We start from the raw sequence: 23,049 nt of genomic DNA, 5'->3' as shown, positions 1-23,049 counted from the left end.
TCCTCAGACCGTCGTCGACAGCAGGCCGCGCTCGGTCGCCATGCGATAGAGGTCCAGTTCCGATCCGGCGCCGAGCTTGCCCATCAGGCTGGCACGGTGGATGTACACGGTTTTCTGGCCAATGCCGAGGTCGGCAGCGACCTGCTTGGGCGTGCGCCCCCCGGCCAGCAACAGGAACACTTCGCGCTCGCGGGCGGTCAGCCGGTTGACCGGATCGAGCGCGTCGTTGGGGCGCTCGGTGCGGCGCTGGCGCAGGTCCGAGCTGAGGAAGCACTCGCCCTGCATCACGGCGCGCAGGCCCGCCACCAGTTCCTCCGGCGCGACGCCCTTGGTGACGAACCCGCTGGCCCCGCGGCGCAACGCCTCGGAAACGTAAGCGTCGCCATCATGCATGCTCAACACGACCACGCGAGTGGCCGCATGCACGCTGAGCAGATGCTCGATCAACGGCAAACCGCTGCCGTCGGGCAAGGAAAGATCCAGCGCCACCAGGTCCGGGCGCCAGTGGCCGACCGCCTCTACCGCGTCGTCGCCGTTGCGGCATTCGGCAACCACTTCCAGGTCCGATTCCAGCTCGATCAGGCGCTTGAAGCCCTCTCGAACGATGGCGTGGTCGTCAACCAGAACGATGCTGTACATCTTCCTACTCTGACACAGGAAGGCGCGCCCGGGACAGCACGCCAGGCCAAGTACCCCGGCACGCCACCCCGCGCACGGCGCATGTACCATCGCCGGATGCGATTCAAGCCATCTCTCCTGCCCGATTCCGGGCCGCTCATCGGCGCAGGTTATCTGGTGCTGTGGCTGCTGCTCGGCGCCACGGCACAACCCTACTGGATGCTGCCCTACGGCCTGCGTTTCACCGCACTTCTGCTGGTACCGTTGCGCCACTGGGGCTGGTTGCTCGCCGCGGAACTGCTCGCCTGCGCCGGCGCCGCCTGGTGGCATGGATCACCGCTGCACATCAGCGGCGTGCTGGCAGACGTGCTGCCGGCATTCCTGGTGATGATGGCCTGCATGTGGCTGCTGCGCCGGCTGCACCTGCATCCCAGCCTGCACAGCCCGCAGGACGTGACCCGGCTGCTGCTTTCGGTGGTGCTGGTGGTCACGGTCACGACCGCCGCGGACGCCGCGCTGCTCGCATTCACCAACTGGTCGGAAACGCCAGAGTTGATGATCCGCGTCATCGCCGAGGAATTGCTCAGCCACTATCTGGCCATCCTGCTGGTGGCGCCGGTGTTGATCATGCTGCTGCACACGCGGCTGGAGCGTGCCTCGGTGATGCGCCTGCTGACGGACGTGCTGCTGGTGCTGGCACCATCCATGGCCATCCTGCTGGTGCTGTCCGAGCGCGCCGCGCCGCAGCCGCAGTTCGCGCGGGTGCTGTCGCTGGCGCCGGTGCTGTTTTTCGCCTTCCGCCATGGCTGGCGCGGCGCCAGCCTCGCCATGCTGATCACCAGTCTGGGCATGACCCTGGTGGACGTGCACCTGGGCCACACGCCCTCGACCGCCGCCGCCTACCTGTTCCTGGCCGTGGCAGGCACCGGCGCGCTGATGCTCGGTTCGGCCACCGACGCCCTGCGGCGCAGCAGCGAACGGGTGGCGGAGCAGAACGTCTACCTCGGGGCCGTCAATCGCCGCCTGGATCATCTGGCCCAACAACTGCGTGACGCCGCACGCGGCAACCTGCAGGCCGACGAGAACCAGCGGCGGCATCTTGCGGCCGAACTGCATGACGAACTGGGCCAGAACATCACCGCGATCCAGACCCACGTGAAACTGGCCCAGGCGCGTTTGCACGAGGTCGGGATGGACGACGTGAGCATCTCGATCAACACCATCCTCGCCCACATGCGCCGCGCTCTGCATCGCCTGCTGGACGACCTGCGCCCGGCGATCCTGGACGAGTTCGGCCTGCTGCGCGCGCTGGATGAAGGCCCGATCCGCGACCTGCTGACCAGTGCCGGCATGCGCTACCACGTGGAACTCCACGGCGACCCGCGATTGCTCGACGATGACACCCGCACGGCGATCTACCGGCTGGCTCAGGAAAGCGCCACCAACACCGTCAAGCACGCCTGCGCCAGTGAATTCCGCCTGCGGCTGCGCATCGGCGAACGCAACGGCATCGCCGTCGCCCTGCTCGATCTGCGTGATGACGGTACCGGCCTGCCCCATCGCCTCCCGCGCGGCGGGCGGGGCCTGCAGGGCATGCGCGACCGGGTGACCTCGCTGGGCGGACAGTTCCGCCTGCGCACCGACCACCCTGGCGTGCACCTGCGTATTTTGCTGCGAGGCAACAAAAGCGGCACCGAACGCAGTCGCCTGGACTAGGAATTTTTCCGATATGCGCAACGTGAAGACATCGTTAGGATGTCGTCATCGATGTGGGGGAACCGCCGTCGTGAGATGGCGGATCAGGGTCACCGTGGGGACGGTGATTCTGAGAAAACGGCAGGATGCCGTTTCGCCGCTGCCGGATGGATACGCGCGCGCACCGCGCGCCATCCGACCGGCAAGGCATCAACCGTAGGCGGACAGGAGTCCACCTGCGGTTTTTTTCGTGGCATGACGAATACGAACGAGGCGTCGGGCGCCCGGCTTCAATCCTTGCGGGCGCGCTGTTTCGGGCGCACGTAGAGCACCAGGCTGTGATCCTCGATCACGTAGCCGTGCTTGGCGGCGATCTCGTGCTGCAGGCGCTCGATCTCCTCGCTGATGAACTCGATCACCTTGCCGCTGTCCACGTCAATCATGTGGTCGTGGTGTTTGCCGCGATCGAGTTCGTAGACTGCCTGGCCGCCTTCGAAATTGTGCTTGACGATGATCCCCGCCGCCTCGAACTGGGTCAGCACCCGATACACGGTCGCCAACCCGATGTCCTCCTTCTGGGCCAGCAGGTGCTTGTACACGTCCTCGGCCGTCAAGTGGCGTTCGCTCTCGTCGTCGAACACCTGCAGGATGCGCATGCGCGGATGGGTCACCTTGAGACCGACCCGACGCAGCTCTCTGGTTTCCTGTTCCATAGCCTCTCTCCACGCACGGCGAGCCCGAGCCGGTAGTGTATCATCCGACACCTTCACGACCCTGGACGCAACACGCATGCAAAAGCTGATCATCCTGCCGGTTGTTGCGCTGCTGGCACTTGCCGTCGCCGGTTGCCACATCGCGTACACGCCGGACGTGCAGCAAGGCAATCTGCTGGACGAAAAGATGGTGGATCAGCTCAAACCGGGGATGACGAAGCACCAGGTCCTTCTGCTGCTCGGCACGCCATCGGTGCGCACGCCGTTCGACAACAGCCGCTGGGACTACGTGTCCACCCAGTCCCGCCGCGGCGGCAAGCCCAAGGTGCGCACGTTCAAGCTGACCTTCAACAACGACACCCTGGTGCACACCGAAGGCGACTTCTTCGCCCGCGACCCGCAGCAGCTGATCAGGGAAAGCCGCAAGTACAACTCGGGTTATCCGGCGAACGAAACCCAGGGCGACAAGAGCCAGTCACCGGATGACAAGAAGAACGACGGCGGCCTGGGCCAGGGGACCGACGGCAGCCATTGAGGCTGGCGCGCGGACGGCAAGGTTTCAGCGCGAACGCCGGCGCCGCGCCTCCATCGGGTCGAGTGTCAGCGGTCGGCAGATCTCGATGCGGTCACCGTCGCGCACGCGCTGCCCGGCAACGACCTTGTGTCCGAAGATGCCCAGCCGGGCCGGATCGATGGCACCTGCCGGCAGCGACGACGCGATGCCGCTGGCGGTGACCGCCTCGGCCACCGTGCAACCGTCGGCGACCTGCACGCGACGACGCACCACCACCGAATCGCCATCGGCAAACACCACCTCGATGCCGATCGACGGCTCAACCATGGAGGCGCTCCGCTTCGCGGCAGAAGTCATCCACCATGCGCCCGGCCAGCCCCTGGAAGCCGAGCCGCAAGGCGGCACCGCCGAGCCTGCCCGCGTAATCGAAATCAAGCGCAAAGGCGACCTTGCTGCCGGCATCACCCAGCGCGGTGAAGTCCCACACGCCATGCAGGCTGCGAAATGGTCCTTCGACCAGGTTCATCTCCAGGCGCCGCGGCGCGTCGAGCACGTTGCGCGTGGTGAAGCTCTGGCTGAACCCGGCAAACTTGAGATCCAGCCTGGCCACCACCACGTTGTCGCCGCGCTCCAGCACTTCGGCGTCCGCACACCAGGCGAAGCGCTTTGGGTATGCTTCCACCTCATTGACCAGTTCGAACATCTGCGCCGGCGAGTACTTCACCAACGCGCTGCGACGTATTTCGATCACGACAACCTCTCGGGCTTGTGCATTCATCCATGAATGCGAAGATCAAGTGAGCGCCCGCCCCGAGGCGCCATCTCGACAAATGCGTCGCCCCGATGGGGCGGCGGGCAATGCGGCCGCCCAGTGGCCCGAAGTTTAGCGGACATGGCCAAGAGCAAGGACAAGGACACCAAGGGCGGCGGCACCATCGCGCTGAACAAGCGCGCGCGCTTCGAATATCACATCGACCAGCGCTTCGAGGCCGGCGTTGCCCTGCAAGGCTGGGAGCTGAAGGCACTGCGTGCCGGCCGCATCAATTTCGGCGACAGTTATGCGGTGGTCCTCAGGAACGAGGTGTTCCTGGTCGGCTGCTCGATCCCGCCGCTGATCAGCGCGTCGACGCACGTCATCGCCGAGGATCGGCGCACCCGCAAGCTGCTGCTCCACCGCAAGGAGATCGACCAGCTGGTCGGTGCGGTCGAACGCAAGGGCCACACCCTGGTGCCCACGGCGATGTACTGGAAAGGCAACAAGGTCAAGGTCGAGATCGGCTTGGCCCGCGGCAAGCAGGAGCACGACAAGCGCGAGACCGAGAAGCAACGCGATTGGCAGATCGAGAAGCAGCGCACCATGCGCTCGCACAACCGCGCCTGATCAGCGAACCCCGCCTTGCGCCAGTGCGCGGCGGGGCGTACGGACCTCAGGCGAACGGGTCATCCAGCACGATGGTGTCTTCCCGGTCCGCACCGGTTGCGACCAGCGCCAGGCGGCAACCGGACAGTTCCTCGACGGCGCGCAGGTAGGCGCGGGCGGCGGGCGGCAGCTTGTTCCAGTCGCGGATACCGGCGGTGGATTCTTCCCAGCCGGGAAATTCCAGGTAGACGGGCTTGCACTCGTCCCAGCCGTCCGCATCCAGCGGCGCCAGCTCGCGGCGCTTGCCCCGGTATTCGTAGGCAATGCAGACCTTGATGGTGGACAGGCCGTCGAGCACGTCGAGCTTGGTGATCGCCAGGCCGTTGATGCCGTTGATCTGGGTGGCGCGCTTGAGCGCGACCAGGTCGATCCAGCCGCAGCGGCGCGGACGGCCCGTGCTGGCGCCGAACTCGTTGCCCTTCTTGCGCAGCAGCTCGCCCATCTCGTCATTGAGTTCGGTCGGGAACGGACCGCTGCCGACGCGGGTGGCGTAGGCCTTGCAGATGCCCAGCACGTAGTCGATGTCCTGCGTACCCACGCCGGTGCCGGCCAGCGCGCCGCCGACGGTGGTGTTGCTGGAGGTGACGTACGGGTAGGTGCCGTGGTCGATGTCCAGCAGCGCGCCCTGCGCGCCCTCGTACAGGATGTTGCCGCCGCCCTTGCGCACGTCGTGCAGGATGGTGGCGACGTCGTCGACCAGCGGGCGGATGTACTCGCCCCAGGCCAGCGCATCTTTCAGCACGGTGTCGTAATCGACCGGCTCGGCTTTCAGCCACTGGGTAAGGATGAAGTTGTGGTAGTCCACCGCGGTCTTGAGCAACGCGGGCAATTCGTGCGGGTACATCAAGTCGGCAACGCGGATCGAACGGCGGGCAACCTTGTCCTCGTAGGCCGGACCGATGCCACGGCCGGTGGTGCCGATGGCCTTGCCGCCGGCGGCGATTTCACGAGCTTTGTCGACGGCGATGTGGTACGGCATGATCAGCGGTGTCGCCGGGCTGATCTTGACGCGGGAGCGCACTTCGACGCCGTTGGCTTCCAATTCGCTGATCTCGTTGATCAGCGCCTCGGGCGACAGCACCACCCCGTTGCCGATCAGGCACAGCGCGTCTTCGCGCAGGATGCCCGAGGGAATCAGGTGCAGCACGGTCTTCTTGCCCTTGATCACCAGCGTGTGGCCGGCGTTGTGGCCGCCCTGGAAGCGCACCACCGCGCTGACCCGCTCGGTCAGCAGGTCGACGATCTTGCCCTTGCCCTCGTCGCCCCACTGCGCGCCCAGGATTACGACTGACTTGCCCATGTGAACTCTCGTTTCGTTAGTTTGCCGCCCCGCCACGGGGCTGCCTGGGTAAACGCCCGCTGCGCGGGTCGATGCGGCCTACTTCCGCGGTGCGGGGTCGTCGAAGTAATGCAGGAACGGCGAATCAGGCTTGAGGATGAGCACGCCGTTGCCGGTTTCCATCGACGCACGATAGGCCGCCAGGCTGCGATAGAACGCGTAGAACTCCGGGTCCTTGCTGTAGGCACGCGCATAGATCGCGGCGGCTTCGGCATCGCCCTCGCCTTTCACCTTGGCGGCATCCCGGTTGGCATCGGCTTCCAGCACCTGCGCCTGGCGATCCGCGTCGGCCTTGATCCGGGTCGCCGCTTCCTGGCCCGTGTAACGCAGTTCATTGGCCAGTTGCAGGCGCTCGGCACGCATCCGCTTGTACACCGATTCGCTGACCTCGTTGGGCAGGTCGATGCGCTTGATGCGCACGTCGACCACCGCAATGCCCAGGTTCTTGCGCGCCGAAAGATCGGTCTGAGCACGCACCCGCTCGGTGATGTCCTTGCGCCCGCCGGAGATCAGGTCGGGCAAGGTGCGTGCATTGAACTCGAACCGCAGCGCGTCCTTGACGATGGGGGTGAGCCGCTGCGCGGCCTGCAGCTGGTCGCCGCCGGTGGCGCGGTAATAGGCCGCGTTGTCGGCGATGCGCCACTTGACGTAAAAATCGACGTTGACGCTCTTCTTCTCGGAGGTGAAGTAGCGCTCGGGCGGCGCGTCGAGCGACAGGATGCGCTTGTCGAAATGAATCACCTGCTGCAGCACGGGCAGCTTGAAATGCAGGCCCGGCTGGTAGTCCGTGTGCACGATGCGACCGAATTGCAGGACCAATGCGCTGTGGCCTTCGCTCACCACGAACATGCTGCTCAAGCCGAGCAGGATCACCACGACGGCAACGAATGCGGCAACGATGCGGTTCATGGCTGTGCTCCCTTGTCGCTCGCACTGCTTGCCGTTGCGGGGGGCGGCACGATCGCGCCGACCTGGGTCGTCCCCGCCTGGGATGCGGCGCCCGGCGTCGAGGGCAGGTTGATGATGTTGCGACCGCTGGCGTCGTCGACGATCTTGGTGTTGTGTGCCATCACCTCTTCCATGGTCTCCAGCCACAACCGCTTGCGGGTCACTTCGGGCGCTGCCTTGTACTGCGCCAGCAACAGGTTGAAGCGATCGGTGTCGCCTTCGGCGCGGGCGACGCGCTCGGCCTTGTAGCCAGCCGCTTCCGCGGCGATGCGGGCCGCTTCGCCGCGCGCCACCGGCACGACCTTGCTGGAATAGGCCAGCGCGGCGTTCTCGATGCTCTGCTTGTCTTCGCGCGCGTTGTTGACGTCGTCGAAGGCGTCCTTCACCTCATCGGGTGGCGCCACGTTCTGGAAGCTCACCTCGGTGACGCGCAAGCCCGAATCGTAGACGTCCAGCGTCCGCTGCAACGCCTGCTGCGCCTGGGTGACCAGGTTGGCACCGGCCGCCGACAGGACCTGGTCCATGTCGCTGCCGCCGATCACGCCGCGCACGGCGGCTTCGGCGGCGGCACTGATGGTGCCGTCCGGATCGGTCAGCGAGAACAGGTACTTGCGCGAATCATCCACCTGGTACTGCACGGTGAAGTCGATCGTGATGATGTTCTCGTCGCGGGTCAGCATGGCCACCTTGTCGGTGACCGAGCGGATACGCGTGGCCTCGACCTTGGTGACCGATTCGATCGGCTGCGGAAACTTCAGGTGGAAGCCGGGCGGCAAGGTGCGCGAGTACTGGCCGAAGCGCAGCACCACGCCCTGCTGGCGCGCGCCGATGATCGTGTAGCTGCTGAACAGCAGGCCCACCACGATCAGCACCAGCACGCCGGTGAGGATGCCGCCGGAGCCCTGGCCGAACTTCCCGCCACGGTTCTTCAGCTTTGCCAGCAGGTCGTCCAGCGGCGACTTGCCGGAAGGACGCTTGCGGTTCCACGGATCGCTCTGCCCGTTCTTTCCGGGTTCATTCCACGCCACGAGTCAGTCTCCTTGAAGCCGTCGGGAGGCCGGCAACGACGGCCGGAACATGCCTTTCTTCCACCTCGCACACGGCGAGGTGACCACTGGACCATCGATGCCGCCATGGCCGACGCAAACGCTGCGTATTCTAGCAGAGGCAGCCGAAACCGTCCGGGCGCGGCCGATCAACCGGCCGCACTCAACAGTTCCCGCAACAGCACTGCCTCGGCGCCCTCACCACCGCTGAGCGGCGCTATCACGCTGCGCGGCGCGTCGATGCGCAGCTGCCAGCCGTGTTCGTCCACGTGCTCGGCACTGATCGCCCCGGCCGCCTTCAGGCGCGCATGCAGCCGCCCGGCGGACAAGGGCAGATGCAGCGGCGACTGCACGCGGTCGCCGCCAAGCAATTCGCCCAGCGCCTGGCGCAGCAGGTCGACGCCGGCGCCGGTGGCGGCCGACAGCCATACCCGCACCGGCTTGCCGGTTGCGTCGCGCTCGATCCGCGGCTCGGTACCGGCCAGGTCGATCTTGTTCATCACCTGCAACTGCGGGACGTCGCCGGCGTCGATGTCCTCCAGCACGGCATCGACCACCCGATGCAGGCGCACGCGCTCCTCGTCGGCAGCGTCACCGACGTGGAGAAGCAGGTCCGCGTCGCGGGCCTCGGCCAGGGTGGCGCGGAACGCGGCGACCAGGTCATGCGGCAGTTCGCGGATGAAGCCCACGGTGTCGGCGATCACCGCCGGGCCGCAGGCCAGGTCCTCGATCTTGCGCACCGTGGGGTCGAGCGTGGCGAACAACTGATCGGCGGCGTAGACCGAGCCGCGGGTCAAGGCGTTGAACAGGGTGGATTTGCCGGCGTTCGTGTAACCGACCAGCGCCACCCGCGGCACGGTGTTGCGCAAGCGCGAACGGCGTTGCTGACCACGCTGGGTCTGCACTTTTTCCAGCCGCTTGGTGAGCATCTTCACCCGCACCGCCAGCAAACGACGGTCGGTTTCGAGCTGGGTTTCGCCGGGACCGCGGTTGCCGATGGCACCACCGCGCTGGGCGTCCAGATGGGTCCAGCCGCGCACCAGTCGCGTGGCCAAGTGCTTCAACTGGGCCAGCTCCACTTCCAGCTTGCCTTCGTGGGACCGTGCGCGCTGGGCGAAGATGTCCAGGATCAGACCGGCACGGTCGACCACGCGCACGCCGAGGTGTTTCTCCAGATTGCGCTCCTGCACCGGAGTGAGCACGTGGTCGACCAGCACCAGGTCGGCTTCCAGCGCACGGGATGCCTCGGCGACTTCCTCGGCCTTGCCACTGCCGATGTAGTAACGCGGATTGACGTCGTCGACGCGCGCGGCGATGGTTGCCAACACCTCGGCACCGGCCGACTTGGCCAGTTCGGCGAATTCCTCCGCGCGGCGCACGGCATCGCCTTCGCCGCGCGAATGCGGAAGTACAAGGACGGCGCGGTCGCCTCTCTTTTGCCGGTCAAACACGGTGGGGCAGCATCCTGCGGGGACAGTCTCCCTTCATGTGGATCACCCCACGCGCAATCAAGTGCCCGCTTCGACGGTTGCCGAAGTATCGGCCTGGTGATCGTGGCCTTCGTGGCCATCGTGACCATTGCCGATGCGCACGTTGCGACTCGGAACCACGGTGGAAATGGCGTGCTTGTACACCATCTGGCTGACCTGGTTGCGCAGGAGCACCACGAACTGGTCGAACGACTCGACCGTGCCCTGCAACTTGATGCCGTTGACCAGGTAGATGGCCACCGGCACACGCTCGCGCCGCAACGCATTGAGAAACGGATCTTGCAACGATTGCCCCTTGGACATTTCTTGTTCTCCCCTTGCCACGACCAGACCGGAGAAAAGACGCCGCTGGCGCCCCGGCCCAACAAGATCGGATGTTAACTGCTTTCAAATGCTTGATGAAAGAAGATTTTTGCTCCACGACGGTGGACTGGGTCACGCTGGTGGCATGACCCCGGCCGGGCCGTCGACAAACAGGCCCACCGCCGCGCGCACCCGCTCGCCGAGATCGGGCCGATCCGGCTCGACGATCCGGATGCCGGTGTCGCTGCGCAGCCAGGTGATCTGGCGCTTGGCCAACTGGCGGGTGGCGTAGATGGCGCGGTCGCGGAACGTGGCCGCATCGGTCTGGCCATCGAGGTGTTCCCACGCCTGCCGGTAGCCGACCGCGCGGATCGCCGGCAGGTCGGCGTGCAGGTCGCCGCGCGCCCGCAGTGCGCGCACCTCGTCCAGAAAGCCCTCCGCCAGCATCGTGTCGAAACGCCGGGCGATGCGCTCGTGCAGCACGCGCCGGTCGGTCGGCAGCAGCGCCAGCTTGAGCACGCGCCACGGAAAGCGCGCCGCCGTCCCGCCGCGCTGCAATTCGGATAGCGGCCGGCCGGTCAGTTCGATCACTTCCAGCGCACGCTGCAGGCGCTGCACGTCGTTGCAGCCGATCCGGCCGGCGGCGGCCGGATCGAGGGCCGCCAACCGCGCATGCAAGGCCGGCCAGCCGAGCTGTTGCGCCTCGGCAGCCAGCCGCGCACGGGTGGCCGGGTCGGCTTCCGGCAGGTCGGACAGCCCCTGCTGCAACGCACGGAAGTACAGCCCGGTACCGCCGACCAGCAGCGGCACTCTGCCCTGCGCGCTGATCCGCTGCATCACCGGCAGCGCATCGGCGCGGAAATCCGCCGCCGAATACGGCTGGCCGGGATCGCGGATGTCGACCAGCGCATGCGGATGGCGCGCCAGCGTCGCCGGGTCGGGTTTTGCCGTGCCGATGTCCATGCCGCGGTAGACCAGCGCCGAATCGACACTGACCAGATCCAGCGGAAACCGCTCGCTCAGCGCGCATGCCAGCGCGGTCTTGCCGGAGGCGGTGGGGCCCATCAGGAAGATGGCCAGGGGGCGGGAATCAACGGGCATCGCGGCAGTTTAGACGAGAGCACCGCCCTGCCCGCACCGCCAGCGGCCTCGCGGCCGACGGCACTCACCCCACGAGGTGGAAAAGTGCGCAGACATGATGCCAAGGGTGTGCCGTCGCCACCATGAGCCATGACATCCGCCGCTTGCCCAGCCATACCCCCAAAATATATCATCCATATACGAAACATATATGGAACGTTTTATGGGTATCGTGAACATCGACGACGATCTGCACAGTCAGATTCGCAGGGCGAGCGCAGTGACGTGCCGATCCATCAACGCGCAGGCGGCCTTCTGGATCAAGGTCGGCATGTTGTGTGAAATGAGCCCCACGCTGACTTTCCAGGAGGTTCTCATGCGGGAACTCCACGCCGCCGGTGTCGAGGCACGGCCGCTCGCACCCGGTGCCGCATGACCAAGCGACCGGAAGAAGTCGCGCTGATGGCCGAGTCGGGCAGGCTATTGGCCGATGTATTCGGCTACGTGGACCAGTTGAGCCTGGCCGGCATGTCGACCATGCAGGTGAACGACCTGGTCGAAAGCTACATCGTGGACGAACTCGTTGCGCGTCCGGCGAGCAAGGGGCAGTACGGCTATGCCCATGCACTGAACTCCTCACGCAACGACGTCGTCTGTCACGGTGTCCCGTCTCCGTCGGAAATCCTGCGAGACGGAGACATCGTGAATTTCGACATCACGCTGGAAAAAAATGGATTCATCGCCGACTCCAGCAAGACCTACCTCGTCGGCGATGTGACGCCAGCGGCCAAGCGACTCGTGCAGGTGGCGCATGAAGCCATGTGGAAGGGGATCAGGGCTGTCCGCCCGGGTGCCCGGCTCGGCGATGTGGGCCATGCCATCGAGCATCACGCCCGACGGAATGGCTACTCGGTGGTGAGGGAGTATTGCGGGCACGGAATCGGCCGTGAAATGCACGAACCGCCGCAGGTGTTGCATTGGGGAAGGCCGCAAACCGGTCTGGTATTGCGGGAGGGCATGGTGTTCACCATCGAGCCGATGCTCAACCAGGGCCGCCGGACCGTGCGGACCGAGGATGACGGCTGGACGGTCGTCACTCGGGACGGAAAATGGTCGGCACAGTTCGAGCATACGGTGGCGGTGACGCGAAACGGCGTGCGGGTCCTGACGCTGCGCCCCGAGGAAAGACCGGCCGGCTGAATCAAGCCGCCTGCCATGCCGGCGTCTGCCGCTCCGGGTTTGGCGCGGCCCCGCGCATGACCGGGTTCGCCGCACGGAAAACGGAAGGGCCCGCGCCGATGACGCGGGCCCTGATGCATGCACGAATGTGCGGCTTACTTCGCCGGCACGCCCATTTCCTTCAGCAGGTTGTCGGCGTGGTCGAGGTGGTGCATCACCCACAGCATGTAGCGCACGTCGACCTGGATCGAGCGGTTGAGCTGCGGGTTGAACAGCCAGTCGCCGCTGACCGACTCCCAGTTGCCGTCGAACGCCAGGCCGACCAGCTGGCCGTTCGCGTCCATCGCCGGCGAACCGGAGTTGCCGCCGGTGATGTCAAGGTCGGCGAGGAAGTTGACCGGCAGCGTGCCCAGCTTCGGCGAGGCATAGCTGTCGAACGCCTTGGCCTTGATCGCGACCAGCTCGGCCTTGGGCGAGTTGAACGGCTCGATGCCGGTGTCCTTCTCGACGATGCCCTGCGCGGTGGTGAACGGCGCGTAGCTCACGCCATCACGCGGCGCCACGCCCTGCACGTTGCCGAAGGTGACGCGCAGCGAGCTGTTCGCGTCCGGGTAGACCGGCAGCTTCTGCGAGTCCTTCCACGCGATCATCGCCTGCATGTAGCGCGGGCGCAGCTTGCTCATCTCGCCGGCGCGGGCATCGGATTCGTCCTCCAGCGCCTTCAGCTGCGGCTGCACCGCGCGAGCGAGCCTGAGCATGCTGTCGGAGCTGGCGTCGATCGCCTTGCTGTCGGCGCCGAACCACTTCATGCGCTCGTCGACGTTGCCGAGCTTGCTGCCGGCGTACAGCGCGGCAACCTTCGCCTTGATCGCCGCCTCGGTGCTTGCACCATCGAGCCACTTGTCCAGCGCCGGCAGGCGCTGCGCCTGCGGCAAGGCCACGTAGCGCTTGAGGCCGTAGACCATGAACTGCTGGTCGACGCCCGGGTCGTAGCGGCGATCCATCTGCTTCAGGCCGCCCTCGATGCGCACCCAGTCGCGCTGCTGGTAGCCGGCGTCGCGGTCGAGATCGGCCTTCGGGCGCTCCTTCGCCAGGTGGGTCAGGCGCACCGCGGTGCCGAACAGCTGGGCGCGGCTGACCAGACCGATGGCCAGGTCGCGTTCGCGATTGGCCCGGTCGGCGGCGATCTGCTGGCGCAGCTTGCCGATATCGGCCGCCAGCGCGGTGTTATCGGCGCCGCCCTGCTGCTTCAGCCAGGCCTCCAGCTGCGCTTCCTGCGCGCGCTTCACCGTGACCGCGTCGGCACGATGCAGGCCTTCGAGCTGGCCGCCGAAGTTCTTCAGGTAGTTGTTGAGACCGGCGACCATGCTGGCGTACTTCACCGCCACATCGGGATTGGCCTTGCCGGCGGTGTTGATGATGTCCAGCGTGTCCTCGTACACCTTGATCTGGGTCGGGTACGTCCAGTCGATCGCGCTCTGCACTTCGTCGGCGAGACGGTAGCGGTTGGTGCGGCCCGGGTAGCCGACCACCATCACGTAGTCGCCGGCTTCCACGCCCTGCGGGTTCACCTTGAGCACATGCCTGGGCCGGTACGGCACGTTGTCCTTCGAGAAGGCGGCGGACTTGCCGTCCTTCGAGACATAGGCGCGCAGGTAGCCGAAGTCGCCGGTGTGGCGAGGCCACATCCAGTTGTCGACGTCACCGCCGAACTTGCCGATGGATTCCGGCGGCGCGTAGACCAGGCGCACGTCCTTGATTTCCAGTTGCCTGATCAGCTGATAGCTGTAACCGCCGTGGAAGGTGTAGACGTCGCAGCGGTAGCCTTCGCTCTCGCACGCCTTGACCTGCTCCTTGATCGCCAGCTCGATCGCCTTGTAGCGCTCGGCGCCGCTCATCGCGTCGGTGAGCTTGGCGGTGATCTCTTTCGTGACGTCGCGGATTTCCTCGGTGACGAAGATCCGCGCGGACGGGCCGGCGGAGAGCTCGTCCGCCTGGGTCTTCGCCAGGAAGCCCTTCTCGATCAGGTTGTTTTCCGGCGTGGAGTTCAGCTGCAGCGCGCCGTAGACGCAGTGGTGGTTGCTCACCACCAGACCCTCGGGGGAGACGAACGAGGCGGTGCAGCCGCCCAGGCTGACGATCGCGCCCATCGGGTAGGCGGTGAGGTCGGTCAGCGTTTTCGGATCGAGTTTCAGGCCGTGCTGCTGCAGCGTGGCGGCGATACCGGGAAGCTGGGCGGGCTGCCACATGCCTTCGACGGCATGGGCGGACGAGATGAAGCCGACGGATACGGCGGCAGCAAGCAATAGACGGCGCAAAGGGAATCTCCTGGTGAAAGCCGGCCCCGGGAAGCAGGCGAAAGTGGCGCAATAACTTTCGACTTATGCCCGAGCCGGGCGAGTGCGGCATATGCCGCAAGTCATGCCTGCGACATTCAGCGCGCACGCATACTCGTCCGGGCAGGCGATCGCAGGTGCTTCCAGCGCATCGAAGTCCCTTCCGCGCCATCGCAGTGACTTGCGCCGCCAGGCACCGCACACGACCCGGAAAATTCGCACGGACAGCGGTCACGCGCCGCCGCGCTCTATAATTGACGTTTAACCGCCCGCATCGCGGGCCAGCCGATGGATTTCCCATGCCGCAGACAATGAAAGCCCTGGTCAAGCGCAAGCCCGAACAGGGCATCTGGATGGAAGAGGTGCCGATGCCCGAGGTCGGCCCCAACGAGGTGCTGATCAAGATCGAGAAAACCGCGATCTGCGGTACGGATCTGCATATCTACAAGTGGGACGAATGGAGCCAGCGCGTCATCAAGCCGGGTCTTACCATCGGCCACGAGTTCGTCGGCCGCATCGTCGAGATCGGCCCGGGCGTCACCGGCTACAAGGTTGGCGACCGCGTCTCGGCCGAGGGCCACATCGTCTGCGGCCACTGCCGCAATTGCCGCGCCGGTCGCCAGCACTTGTGTCCCAATACGGTGGGCATCGGCGTGAACCGCAACGGCGCGTTCGCCGAATACATGGCCATGCCGGCATCCAACCTGTGGCCGATCCCTGACCAGATTCCGTCCGAACTGGCCGCGTTCTTCGATCCGTACGGCAATGCCGCGCATTGCGCGCTGGAGTTCGACCTGATCGGCGAGGACGTGCTGATTACCGGCGCCGGCCCGATCGGCATCATCGCCGCCGGCATCGCCAAGCACGTGGGCGCGCGCAACGTCGTCGTCACCGACGTGAACGATTTCCGCCTGAAGCTCGCTGCCGACATGGGCGCCACCCGCGTGGTGAACGTGACCAACGCCTCGCTCAAGGACGCGATGAAGGACCTGCACATGGAAGGCTTCGACGTGGGCATGGAGATGAGCGGCAACCCGCGTGCCTTCAACGACATGCTCGACTGCATGTACCACGGCGGCAAGATCGCCCTGCTCGGCATCCAGCCAAAGGGGGCCGGCATCGACTGGGACAAGGTGATCTTCAAGGGCCTCACCCTGCAGGGCATCTACGGCCGGCGCATGTACGAGACCTGGTACAAGATGACCCAGATGGTGCTGACCGGCTTCCCGCTGCAGAAGGTGCTCACCCACCAGATCCACATCGACGACTTCCAGAAGGGCTTCGACCTGATGGATGCCGGCCAGTGCGGCAAGGTCGTCTGCTCCTGGAACTGAGCACCGCCGCAACCTCCACGCCACACACTTCTGCACCCGGAGATTCCATGACTCCATCCGCGAAAGCACGTTACGCCACCGAACTGGCGGCCATCCGCGAGTACGGCCTGTTCAAGGCCGAGCGCATCATCATCTCGCCGCAGTCTGCCGAGATCGAGCTGGAAGGCGGCCGCAAGGTGCTGAACTTCTGCGCCAACAACTACCTCGGCCTGGCCGATCATCCGGCGGTGATCCAGGCGGCCAAGGATGCGCTCGACAGCCACGGTTTCGGCATGGCAAGCGTGCGCTTCATCTGCGGCACCCAGGATCTGCACAAGGAACTGGAGGCGAAGATCGCCGAATTCTTCGGCACCGAGGACACCATCCTGTACGCCGCCTGCTTCGACGCCAACGGCGGCCTGTTCGAGCCGCTGCTGGGTGAGGAAGACGCGGTGATCTCCGACGCCCTGAACCACGCGTCGATCATCGACGGCGTGCGGCTGTGCAAGGCCACCCGCTACCGTTACGCCAACAGCGACATGGCCGACCTGGAGAAGCAGTTGCAGGCGGCCGACGCGGCCGGCGCGCGGACCAAGCTCATCACCACCGATGGCGCGTTCTCGATGGACGGTTTCATCGCCAAACTCGACGAGATCACCGCGCTGGCCGCAAAGTACGATGCCATGGTGCACATCGATGAATGCCATTGCACCGGTATTCTCGGCGATACCGGCCGCGGCTCGGCTGAATTGCACGGCGTGATGGACAAGATCGACATTTTCACCGGTACGCTGGGCAAGGCCCTCGGCGGCGCGCTCGGCGGTTTCACCACCGGGCCGCGGGAAGTGGTCGAACTGCTGCGCCAGCGTTCGCGCCCTTACCTGTTCTCCAACTCGCTGCCGCCGCACGTGGTGGCCGCGGCGATCAGGGTATTCGACATGCTGGCCAGCGCCGGCGATCTGCGCGACAGGCTGAAGGAGAACACCCGCTATTTTCGCGAACGGATGACGGCCGCCGGCTTCGACATCAAGCCGGGCGTGCACCCGATCGTGCCGGTGATGATCCACGACGCGCCCAAAGCGCAGGCGATGGCTGCCGCGCTGCTGGCGGAAGGCATCTATGTCACCGGATTCTTCTATCCGGTCGTGCCGCAGGGGCAGGCACGCATCCGCGCGCAGATGAGCGCGGCGCACACCCGCGAACACCTCGACCAGGCGATTGCAGCCTTCACCAAGGTCGGGCAAACCCTGGGCGTGATTCCGCGCTGACACCGAGGCTGGTGCGGCCGCAGCCTGGCCGCGCCGCCATCACGGCCGCTTCGCCGCCAGCGAACGCACCTCGTGCTCTTCCAGCCGGCGCCACTGGCCCTTCGCCAGTTCGCCAAGCGCAAGCGGGCCGATCGCCACCCGGATCAGCCGCATCACGTCGAAACCCAGCGCCGCCAGCAGCCGACGAATATGTCGGTTGCGGCCTTCGTCCAGCACCACTTCGAGCCATGCATTCTTTGCGCCCGCACGCAGCAGCGTGACGCGGCGCGCCTTCAGGCGTTCACCGGCATCCTCGACGCCCGCCAGCATCGCGGCCAGCACCGCAGCATCCGGCAGCCCCGCGACCTGGACGTGATAAGTCTTCTCCAGATGCGTCAGCGGGTCGGTGATGGCAGCCGCCCAACGGGTGTCGTTGCTCAGCAGCAACAGTCCTTCGCTGGCCTTGTCCAACCGGCCGACCGGACCCAGCCAGGGCAGCCCGGCGGCCGCCAGCGCGGTGTAGACCGTCGCGCGACCATGCTCGTCGGCCGCGCTGACCACGATGCCGCGCGGCTTGTTGAAGGCCACGTGGACAGGCGTGGCCCGGCCCACGGCTTCGCCGTCGATGGCGATCCCCTGGCGGTCGATCAGGGTCGGATGCTGGGGGTCGCGGACGACCCGCCCGCCCACACTGACCCGGCCCGCACGAATCCACTGCTCGGCCTGACTGCGCGAGCACACACCCAGTTTGGACAGCACGCGGGCAAGCCCGTAGCGCGACGGCGGAGTCGGCCCGGTCGCGCGCGCCGGGTGGAAGGAAGAAGGACGGGACATCGTGCAAGCGTATAGGTCGGGGCCGCGGGGCAACAAGAATCATCGCCGGCGAAGACAAAAAAAGCCCGGCCGAAGCCGGGCTTTTTCCTGTTAGCTACCGCGGTTCGTTTACTGCTGAACCTGCAGCTCCGTGCGACGGTTCTGCGCACGGCCCGCATCGGTTTCGTTGTCGCCGATGGGGTTGCTCTCGCCGTGGCCGATCGGGCCTTCCAGACGGCTGGCATCGATGCCATGGCTGGTCAGGTAGTTGTAGACGATCGAGGCGCGACGCTCGGACAGCTTCTGGTTGTATGCGTCCGTGCCCTTCGAGTCGGTGTAGCCGGCCACGGTCACGTGCACCTGCGGGTAACGCTGCAAGGTGTCGACGGCCTGGTTCAGCACCGAGATCGAATCGGCCGTCGGCTCGGCGAGCGACTTGGAGATGTCGGTTTCACCGGCCTTCGGACGATCGAACTTGAAGTTCACGCCACGCAGGTCGATCACCACCTTCTGCGCGCAACCATCCGGGCCCACGATGGTGCCGGCGGCGGTGGCAGGGCACTTGTCCTCGCAATCGTTCACGCCGTCCTGGTCGCTGTCCTGGGTGGAGCAGTCGGCCGGCGCGGGTGCAACCGGTGCCGCTACCGGCGCCGGAGCGGCGGCAGGCGCACCAAAGCGCGAGGCAACGGTCAAGCCGAGGAACCAGTCACCATAGCTGCTGTTGGCGGGATGGGTGTCCTTGTCCCAGTCGAAACGATAGCCCGCTTCCAACCGGATGTTGGTGCTGTCGGTGACCATCTTGGACACGCCGCCGCCGATCTGTGCAGCAGGCGCCCAGCCATTGTCCAGCTTGTTCTGGTGATGGCTGCCCATCACGCCGACCATGCCGTAGGGGCGCCATGCATTCCAGTCACCGGCATAGAACCGGGCAGCCGCACCGACATTGGTGCTGGCCCAGGAATCGCTGCTGTGACCGCCGCCAAGGGCCGGGCCCTTGTCCATCTTGCGCTTCGTGCGGTCGACGAAGAAATCGAGCGACATGTTGGGCGAGAAGAAGCGACCAAAACCCAGGCCGTAGTAGATCTGGCGGCTATTGGTATCGCGCTCGGTGTCGTTGACGTAGCCCCCCACCGTCGGCGCGATATACCAGCGCCCGTCATAGGACGAGATGGCGGTTTCACTGCTCGAGGCATCGGCCGGTGCCGCAGCCGTGTCCTGCGCATGAACGGCACCTACGCCGCCCAGGGCGAGCGCGATCAGAAAATACAAGCCCTTACGTTTCATCAGGTGTCTCCTCGATTATTAAAATTTGAGTCCGTTCGACCCATACCAGAAAGTCGCACGTCAGAACTTAACTCGATTCAAGGCCCTACCGGCCCGCGCTTGGCGTGTCCTGGACAAGCGACCCGCATTGTAGCAAAAACGTTAAGTAGCAGTTGCGTCGCGTACGCTTTCGCAACCATTCGGTGCAACATCATTCAGGTAAGTGATCGTGCCGGGCCAATCCCTTCACAGAGCGGCGAAACTGGCTAAACGACTCGCCGCCACGCAGTGGTTCATCTCCGACCGAACCGAATGTTCCATGACGGACGTGCCTACAATGTGAAGAGACCCAGGAACTGATGCAGCGGCATGGAGTCCAAGTGCGCCGGATCGCGCGTGGCATCCATGATCGCCTTGACCCGATGGGCCGGCAGATGACTGCGCATGGCCGCCTCGAATTTTTGCAGCAAGACGGGAATGCCCTCGGCCCGGCGCTTGCGGTGACCGATCGGATAATCGACGGACACTTTGCCGGTATGGCTGCCGTCCTTGAAGAATACCTGCACCGAATTGCCGATATAACGCTTGGCCGGATCGAAATAGTCGCGGGTGAACTGCGTATTTTCCACCACCGTCATTTTGTCGCGCAGTGCGTCGATGCGCGGGTCGGCGGCGACCTCGTCGTTGTAATCGCTGGCCACCAGGCGGCCGAAGATCAGCGGCACGGCGACCATGTACTGGATGCAGTGGTCGCGATCGGCATAGTTCGCCAGCGGGCCGGTCTTGTCGATGATGCGGCAACCCGCTTCCTGCGTCTCGATGACGATCTTCTCGATCTGATCGAGCTTGCCGGCCACCTCGCCATGCAACTGCATGGCGCATTCCACGGCAGTCTGCGCATGAAACTCGGCCGGATAGCTGATCTTGAACAGCACGTTCTCCATCACGTAGCTGCCGAACGGGCGCTCGAACTCGAACGGCTTGCCGCCGAACGCCACATCGTAGAAGCCCCAGGTCTTTGCCGACAGCGCAGACGGATACCCGACCACGCCGCGATACACCGCATTGATCGCGTGGGTCACCGCGCGACGGCAGGCATCGCCGGCGGCCCAGCTCTTGCGCGGACCGGTGTTCGGCGCATGGCGATAGGTGCGCAACGCGCCGTTGTCGATCCAGCTGTGCGACACGGCGGTGATGATCTGTTCCTTGCTGCCACCGAGCATCGCGGTGGCCACCGCGGTGGAGGCCAGTCGCACGAGGATCACGTGGTCCTGGCCGACCCGGTTGAAGCTGTTCAGCAGCGCGTAGCAGCCCTGGATCTCGTGCGCCTTGATCGCGTAGCCAAGCACGTCGCGCACGCTCAGCGGTTGGCCGCCTTCGCGCTCCGCCTTGCGGCTGAGGTAGTCGCCGACGGCCAGGATGCTGCCGAGGTTGTCCGACGGATGGCCCCATTCGGCCGCCAGCCAGGTGTCGTTGAAATCCAGCCAGCGGATCTGCGTGCCGATCGCGAACGCCGCCTGCACCGGGTCCAGCTCGTGGCTGGTGCCCGGCACGCGCGCACCGCCCGGCAGCGTGGCGCCCGGCACCAGCGGGCCGAGGTGCTTCACGCACTCCGGAAACTTCATCGCCATCATGGCGGTGGCCAGCGAGTCCAGCAGCATGTAGCGCGCAGTGTCGTAGGCCTCCCGCGAATCGATCTGGTGATCGACCACGTAATCGGCGATATCAACCAGCGGCTGGTCGGGATCGGGACGGACGGCGGAACGGATGTCGTGCGCACTCATGGCGGGATCTCGTGGCGAGGGAAAACCGCCATTTTAGCCGACTGTCGTCGAACGCGTTGCTTGACCGCACCGCGCCCGGGCCGTGACAATCGCCGCCAGCCCAGAAGGGAGTAGTTCTCGCGGCAAGTCCACCTTCCGCGATGCGACGATCGTCAGCACGAGCGAGGTTTCGCTCCGGTCGTCCGGCAGTCATCCTGCGAACAAGACTTTTGTGGCGGGCATGGGCCGCGCGCGTCCATGGCTGCCGCATTGTTCGACGCGCATGGAACCCCCGATGACCCTCGCTGCTCCCGATTTTCTCTCTGGCCTGCTCACCATCATCCTGCTCGACCTCGTGCTGGCCGGCGACAACGCCATCGTCATCGCCATGGCCGCCAGCCGGCTGCCGAAGCATCTGCAGAAGAAGGCGGTGTTCTGGGGCACCTTCGGCGCCGTGGCCGTGCGCTTCGCGCTCACCGCCATCGTGGTGTTCCTGCTCAAGCTGCCCGGCTTGATGCTCGCCGGCGGCCTGCTGCTGCTGCCGATTGCCTGGCAACTGCTGAATCACGGCGACGACGATGGCCCTGACATCAAGGCCGGCAGCACGTTCTGGAGCGCACTGCGCACGATCATCGTCGCCGACGCGTTGATGGGGCTGGACAACGTGTTGGCGATCGCCGGTGCCTCCAAGGGCCATCTGGGCCTGGTCATCATCGGCCTGCTGGTCAGCGTGCCGCTGGTGGTATGGGGCTCGACCCTGATCCTCAAGCTGATCGACCGCTTCCCGATCATCATGTACATCGGCGCCGCCGCGATTGCGATCACCGCCGGCCGCATGATCGCCCACGACCAGTTGATCAGCGGGTGGTTCGACGCCCACGCCTGGGCCGCGTATGGCCTCGACGTCCTGGCCATCCTGGTCATTTGCGGTGGCGGCTGGCTGGTCCAGCGTCGCCGGCGGCGACTGCGGCAAGCCGGCGCATAGGCGCGGCCTCGCCGGCCGGCCTTCTCCGGACCTTACGCGATTCAACCAAGGCGACAGCGCGCTGTCGCGCACGGCCCGATGTTCTTGCACAGATATTAATTATCGTAATACGATAACTATCTGCCGCCCAGGAACCTCCCATGTCGTCTGCCGCCCGCACCGAATCCCTTCGCCCCGCCGCCGAGCCCGCCCATGCGCGGACGACACGCATCCAGCGGCGTGCCAACGACATCATGTCGTTCGCCAGCATCCTCGCCTTCTGTACCGTGGGCGGCTGCATGCTGCTGGCGCTCCTGTTCTGGCAAGTCAGCGGCATGACCCGGATGGACTCCGGCTCGGCGCAGCAACTGCTTGAACGCTGGCACCTGCTGCCGAAAACCTCGTTCGACGGCGCCGTACTTTCCGCGGCCCTGCTGCTGGCACTGGTGGCCGCGATGGCGCCGATCGTGTGCCTGCGCCGACTGGGCAAGGCGTTGCGCGCACCGTCGCCGCTGAACCTTGTCGTCGCACGGTGCTTCTCGTGGCTGGGTCACGCCTTGCTGGTCAACCTCATCGGAGGGTTTGCCGCCGGGCTGGTCGCCGCCACCCAGATCCCGCAATACCAGCTCAGCCTCGGCATCGGCTTCCTGGGCACGCTCACCGCCGCCATCCTCGCCTATGCGGTGGCCGAAATGGTGCGCGAGGGGGCACGCGCCGCCGAGGAGAACCGGGCGTTCGTCTGATGCCGATCATCATCGAACTGGATGTCATGCTGGCGCGGCGCAAGATGAAATCCAGGGACCTGGCCGCGGCGGTCGGCATCACCGAAGCAAACCTGTCCCTGCTCAAGCAGGGCAAGGTGAAAGGCGTACGCTTCAGCACGCTCGACGCGATCTGCACGGCACTGGCGTGCCAGCCCGGCGACCTGCTGCGCCACGTCGACGACGAGCCCTGAAAATCGGACCCGGGCGCAAGGCAGGCGGGAAGCCGTTTGGCTCCCCGCCA

Annotated in this window: 24 protein-coding genes; 10 read left to right on the top strand and 14 right to left on the bottom strand. The window is 65.7% G+C overall.

Annotated elements, in window-relative coordinates:
* Nucleotides 1-3: 3 nt before the first annotated feature.
* Nucleotides 4-639 carry a response regulator transcription factor gene (locus tag ACVCMI_RS09135; RefSeq protein WP_395118124.1) on the bottom strand — a complete coding sequence of 212 codons (636 nt, stop codon included), beginning with the start codon at nt 637-639 and terminating at the stop codon, nt 4-6.
* A gap of 96 nt (nt 640-735) precedes the next feature.
* On the opposite strand from ACVCMI_RS09135, the gene ACVCMI_RS09130 reads away from it, so the two are divergent.
* Nucleotides 736-2,334, top strand: a complete 1,599-nt coding sequence (locus ACVCMI_RS09130) for an MASE1 domain-containing sensor histidine kinase (RefSeq protein ID WP_447099057.1) — start codon at nt 736-738, stop codon at nt 2,332-2,334.
* A 269-nt stretch (nt 2,335-2,603) separates the two neighbouring features.
* Here the strand turns inward: ACVCMI_RS09130 and fur are convergent, their stop codons facing one another.
* Nucleotides 2,604-3,026 carry a ferric iron uptake transcriptional regulator gene (fur, locus tag ACVCMI_RS09125; RefSeq protein WP_395118122.1) on the bottom strand — a complete coding sequence of 141 codons (423 nt, stop codon included), beginning with the start codon at nt 3,024-3,026 and terminating at the stop codon, nt 2,604-2,606.
* 76 nt (nt 3,027-3,102) lie between these two features.
* Between fur and ACVCMI_RS09120 the strand changes: the two genes are divergently transcribed.
* Nucleotides 3,103-3,561 carry an outer membrane protein assembly factor BamE gene (locus ACVCMI_RS09120; protein WP_447099058.1) on the top strand — a complete coding sequence of 153 codons (459 nt, stop codon included), beginning with the start codon at nt 3,103-3,105 and terminating at the stop codon, nt 3,559-3,561.
* Between the two features lie 24 nt (nt 3,562-3,585).
* Here the strand turns inward: ACVCMI_RS09120 and ACVCMI_RS09115 are convergent, their stop codons facing one another.
* Both ACVCMI_RS09115 and ACVCMI_RS09110 read right to left on the bottom strand, forming a co-directional pair.
* On the bottom strand, nt 3,586-3,867 hold the full coding sequence (locus tag ACVCMI_RS09115) for an RnfH family protein (RefSeq protein WP_395118118.1): 282 nt from the start codon (nt 3,865-3,867) through the stop codon (nt 3,586-3,588).
* A complete protein-coding gene (locus ACVCMI_RS09110) occupies nt 3,860-4,291 on the bottom strand; it encodes a type II toxin-antitoxin system RatA family toxin (protein ID WP_447099059.1) in 432 nt (143 codons plus the stop codon). The genes ACVCMI_RS09115 and ACVCMI_RS09110 overlap by 8 nt, the downstream gene beginning before the upstream one ends.
* A 141-nt stretch (nt 4,292-4,432) precedes the next feature.
* Between ACVCMI_RS09110 and smpB the strand changes: the two genes are divergently transcribed.
* Nucleotides 4,433-4,921 carry an SsrA-binding protein SmpB gene (gene smpB, locus ACVCMI_RS09105; RefSeq protein WP_395118114.1) on the top strand — a complete coding sequence of 163 codons (489 nt, stop codon included), beginning with the start codon at nt 4,433-4,435 and terminating at the stop codon, nt 4,919-4,921.
* A gap of 46 nt (nt 4,922-4,967) precedes the next feature.
* Here the strand turns inward: smpB and ACVCMI_RS09100 are convergent, their stop codons facing one another.
* The 6 genes from ACVCMI_RS09100 to miaA form a co-directional block, all read right to left on the bottom strand.
* A complete protein-coding gene (locus ACVCMI_RS09100) occupies nt 4,968-6,260 on the bottom strand; it encodes an adenylosuccinate synthase (protein ID WP_447099060.1) in 1,293 nt (430 codons plus the stop codon).
* A 78-nt stretch (nt 6,261-6,338) separates the two neighbouring features.
* Nucleotides 6,339-7,208: a protease modulator HflC gene (gene hflC / locus ACVCMI_RS09095; protein ID WP_395118109.1), complete on the bottom strand. Its 870-nt coding sequence runs from the start codon at nt 7,206-7,208 to the stop codon at nt 6,339-6,341.
* A complete protein-coding gene (hflK, locus tag ACVCMI_RS09090; protein ID WP_395118107.1) occupies nt 7,205-8,275 on the bottom strand; it encodes an FtsH protease activity modulator HflK in 1,071 nt (356 codons plus the stop codon). Before hflK ends, hflC begins: the two co-directional genes overlap by 4 nt.
* A gap of 167 nt (nt 8,276-8,442) precedes the next feature.
* On the bottom strand, nt 8,443-9,744 hold the full coding sequence (gene hflX / locus ACVCMI_RS09085; protein ID WP_447099061.1) for a ribosome rescue GTPase HflX: 1,302 nt from the start codon (nt 9,742-9,744) through the stop codon (nt 8,443-8,445).
* 57 nt (nt 9,745-9,801) lie between these two features.
* Nucleotides 9,802-10,086 carry an RNA chaperone Hfq gene (gene hfq / locus ACVCMI_RS09080; RefSeq protein ID WP_395118103.1) on the bottom strand — a complete coding sequence of 95 codons (285 nt, stop codon included), beginning with the start codon at nt 10,084-10,086 and terminating at the stop codon, nt 9,802-9,804.
* Nucleotides 10,087-10,218: 132 nt separating this feature from the next.
* Nucleotides 10,219-11,187 carry a tRNA (adenosine(37)-N6)-dimethylallyltransferase MiaA gene (gene miaA / locus ACVCMI_RS09075; RefSeq protein WP_447099062.1) on the bottom strand — a complete coding sequence of 323 codons (969 nt, stop codon included), beginning with the start codon at nt 11,185-11,187 and terminating at the stop codon, nt 10,219-10,221.
* A 202-nt stretch (nt 11,188-11,389) separates the two neighbouring features.
* Here miaA and ACVCMI_RS09070 point away from each other — a divergent pair, with 202 nt between their 5' ends.
* Nucleotides 11,390-11,602: a ParD-like family protein gene (locus ACVCMI_RS09070; RefSeq protein WP_395121377.1), complete on the top strand. Its 213-nt coding sequence runs from the start codon at nt 11,390-11,392 to the stop codon at nt 11,600-11,602.
* A complete protein-coding gene (map, locus tag ACVCMI_RS09065; protein WP_447099063.1) occupies nt 11,599-12,366 on the top strand; it encodes a type I methionyl aminopeptidase in 768 nt (255 codons plus the stop codon). The genes ACVCMI_RS09070 and map overlap by 4 nt, the downstream gene beginning before the upstream one ends.
* A gap of 134 nt (nt 12,367-12,500) precedes the next feature.
* On the opposite strand, the gene ACVCMI_RS09060 is transcribed toward map, so the two are convergent.
* Nucleotides 12,501-14,663, bottom strand: a complete 2,163-nt coding sequence (locus ACVCMI_RS09060; RefSeq protein ID WP_447099064.1) for a S46 family peptidase — start codon at nt 14,661-14,663, stop codon at nt 12,501-12,503.
* A 317-nt stretch (nt 14,664-14,980) separates the two neighbouring features.
* Between ACVCMI_RS09060 and tdh the strand changes: the two genes are divergently transcribed.
* Both tdh and kbl read left to right on the top strand, forming a co-directional pair.
* On the top strand, nt 14,981-16,015 hold the full coding sequence (gene tdh, locus ACVCMI_RS09055) for an L-threonine 3-dehydrogenase (RefSeq protein WP_447099065.1): 1,035 nt from the start codon (nt 14,981-14,983) through the stop codon (nt 16,013-16,015).
* Nucleotides 16,016-16,062: 47 nt separating this feature from the next.
* Nucleotides 16,063-17,262 carry a glycine C-acetyltransferase gene (gene kbl, locus ACVCMI_RS09050; protein WP_395118093.1) on the top strand — a complete coding sequence of 400 codons (1,200 nt, stop codon included), beginning with the start codon at nt 16,063-16,065 and terminating at the stop codon, nt 17,260-17,262.
* Between the two features lie 39 nt (nt 17,263-17,301).
* Here kbl and ACVCMI_RS09045 read toward each other — a convergent pair whose 3' ends face one another.
* From ACVCMI_RS09045 to ACVCMI_RS09035, 3 genes are all read right to left on the bottom strand, one after another.
* A complete protein-coding gene (locus ACVCMI_RS09045; protein ID WP_447099460.1) occupies nt 17,302-18,075 on the bottom strand; it encodes a pseudouridine synthase in 774 nt (257 codons plus the stop codon).
* Between the two features lie 108 nt (nt 18,076-18,183).
* Nucleotides 18,184-19,338, bottom strand: coding sequence for an OmpA family protein (locus tag ACVCMI_RS09040; RefSeq protein WP_395118089.1), 1,155 nt, complete (start codon nt 19,336-19,338; stop codon nt 18,184-18,186).
* 311 nt (nt 19,339-19,649) lie between these two features.
* Nucleotides 19,650-21,101, bottom strand: a complete 1,452-nt coding sequence (locus ACVCMI_RS09035; protein WP_447099066.1) for a bifunctional 2-methylcitrate dehydratase/aconitate hydratase — start codon at nt 21,099-21,101, stop codon at nt 19,650-19,652.
* A gap of 274 nt (nt 21,102-21,375) precedes the next feature.
* Between ACVCMI_RS09035 and ACVCMI_RS09030 the strand changes: the two genes are divergently transcribed.
* The 3 genes from ACVCMI_RS09030 to ACVCMI_RS09020 all read left to right on the top strand — a co-directional run bounded on the left by ACVCMI_RS09030 (nt 21,376) and on the right by ACVCMI_RS09020 (nt 22,999).
* A complete protein-coding gene (locus ACVCMI_RS09030) occupies nt 21,376-22,065 on the top strand; it encodes a TerC family protein (protein WP_447099067.1) in 690 nt (229 codons plus the stop codon).
* A 140-nt stretch (nt 22,066-22,205) separates the two neighbouring features.
* Nucleotides 22,206-22,787, top strand: coding sequence for a hypothetical protein (locus tag ACVCMI_RS09025; protein WP_447099068.1), 582 nt, complete (start codon nt 22,206-22,208; stop codon nt 22,785-22,787).
* Nucleotides 22,787-22,999 carry a helix-turn-helix domain-containing protein gene (locus ACVCMI_RS09020; RefSeq protein WP_395118082.1) on the top strand — a complete coding sequence of 71 codons (213 nt, stop codon included), beginning with the start codon at nt 22,787-22,789 and terminating at the stop codon, nt 22,997-22,999. The genes ACVCMI_RS09025 and ACVCMI_RS09020 overlap by 1 nt, the downstream gene beginning before the upstream one ends.
* Nucleotides 23,000-23,049: the final 50 nt, after the last annotated feature.

The sequence above is a fragment of the Rhodanobacter sp. UC4448_H15 genome (assembly GCF_052978265.1).
The sequence above is the reverse complement of the archived record's forward strand: the minus strand, read 5'-3'. Positions and strand labels throughout refer to the sequence as shown.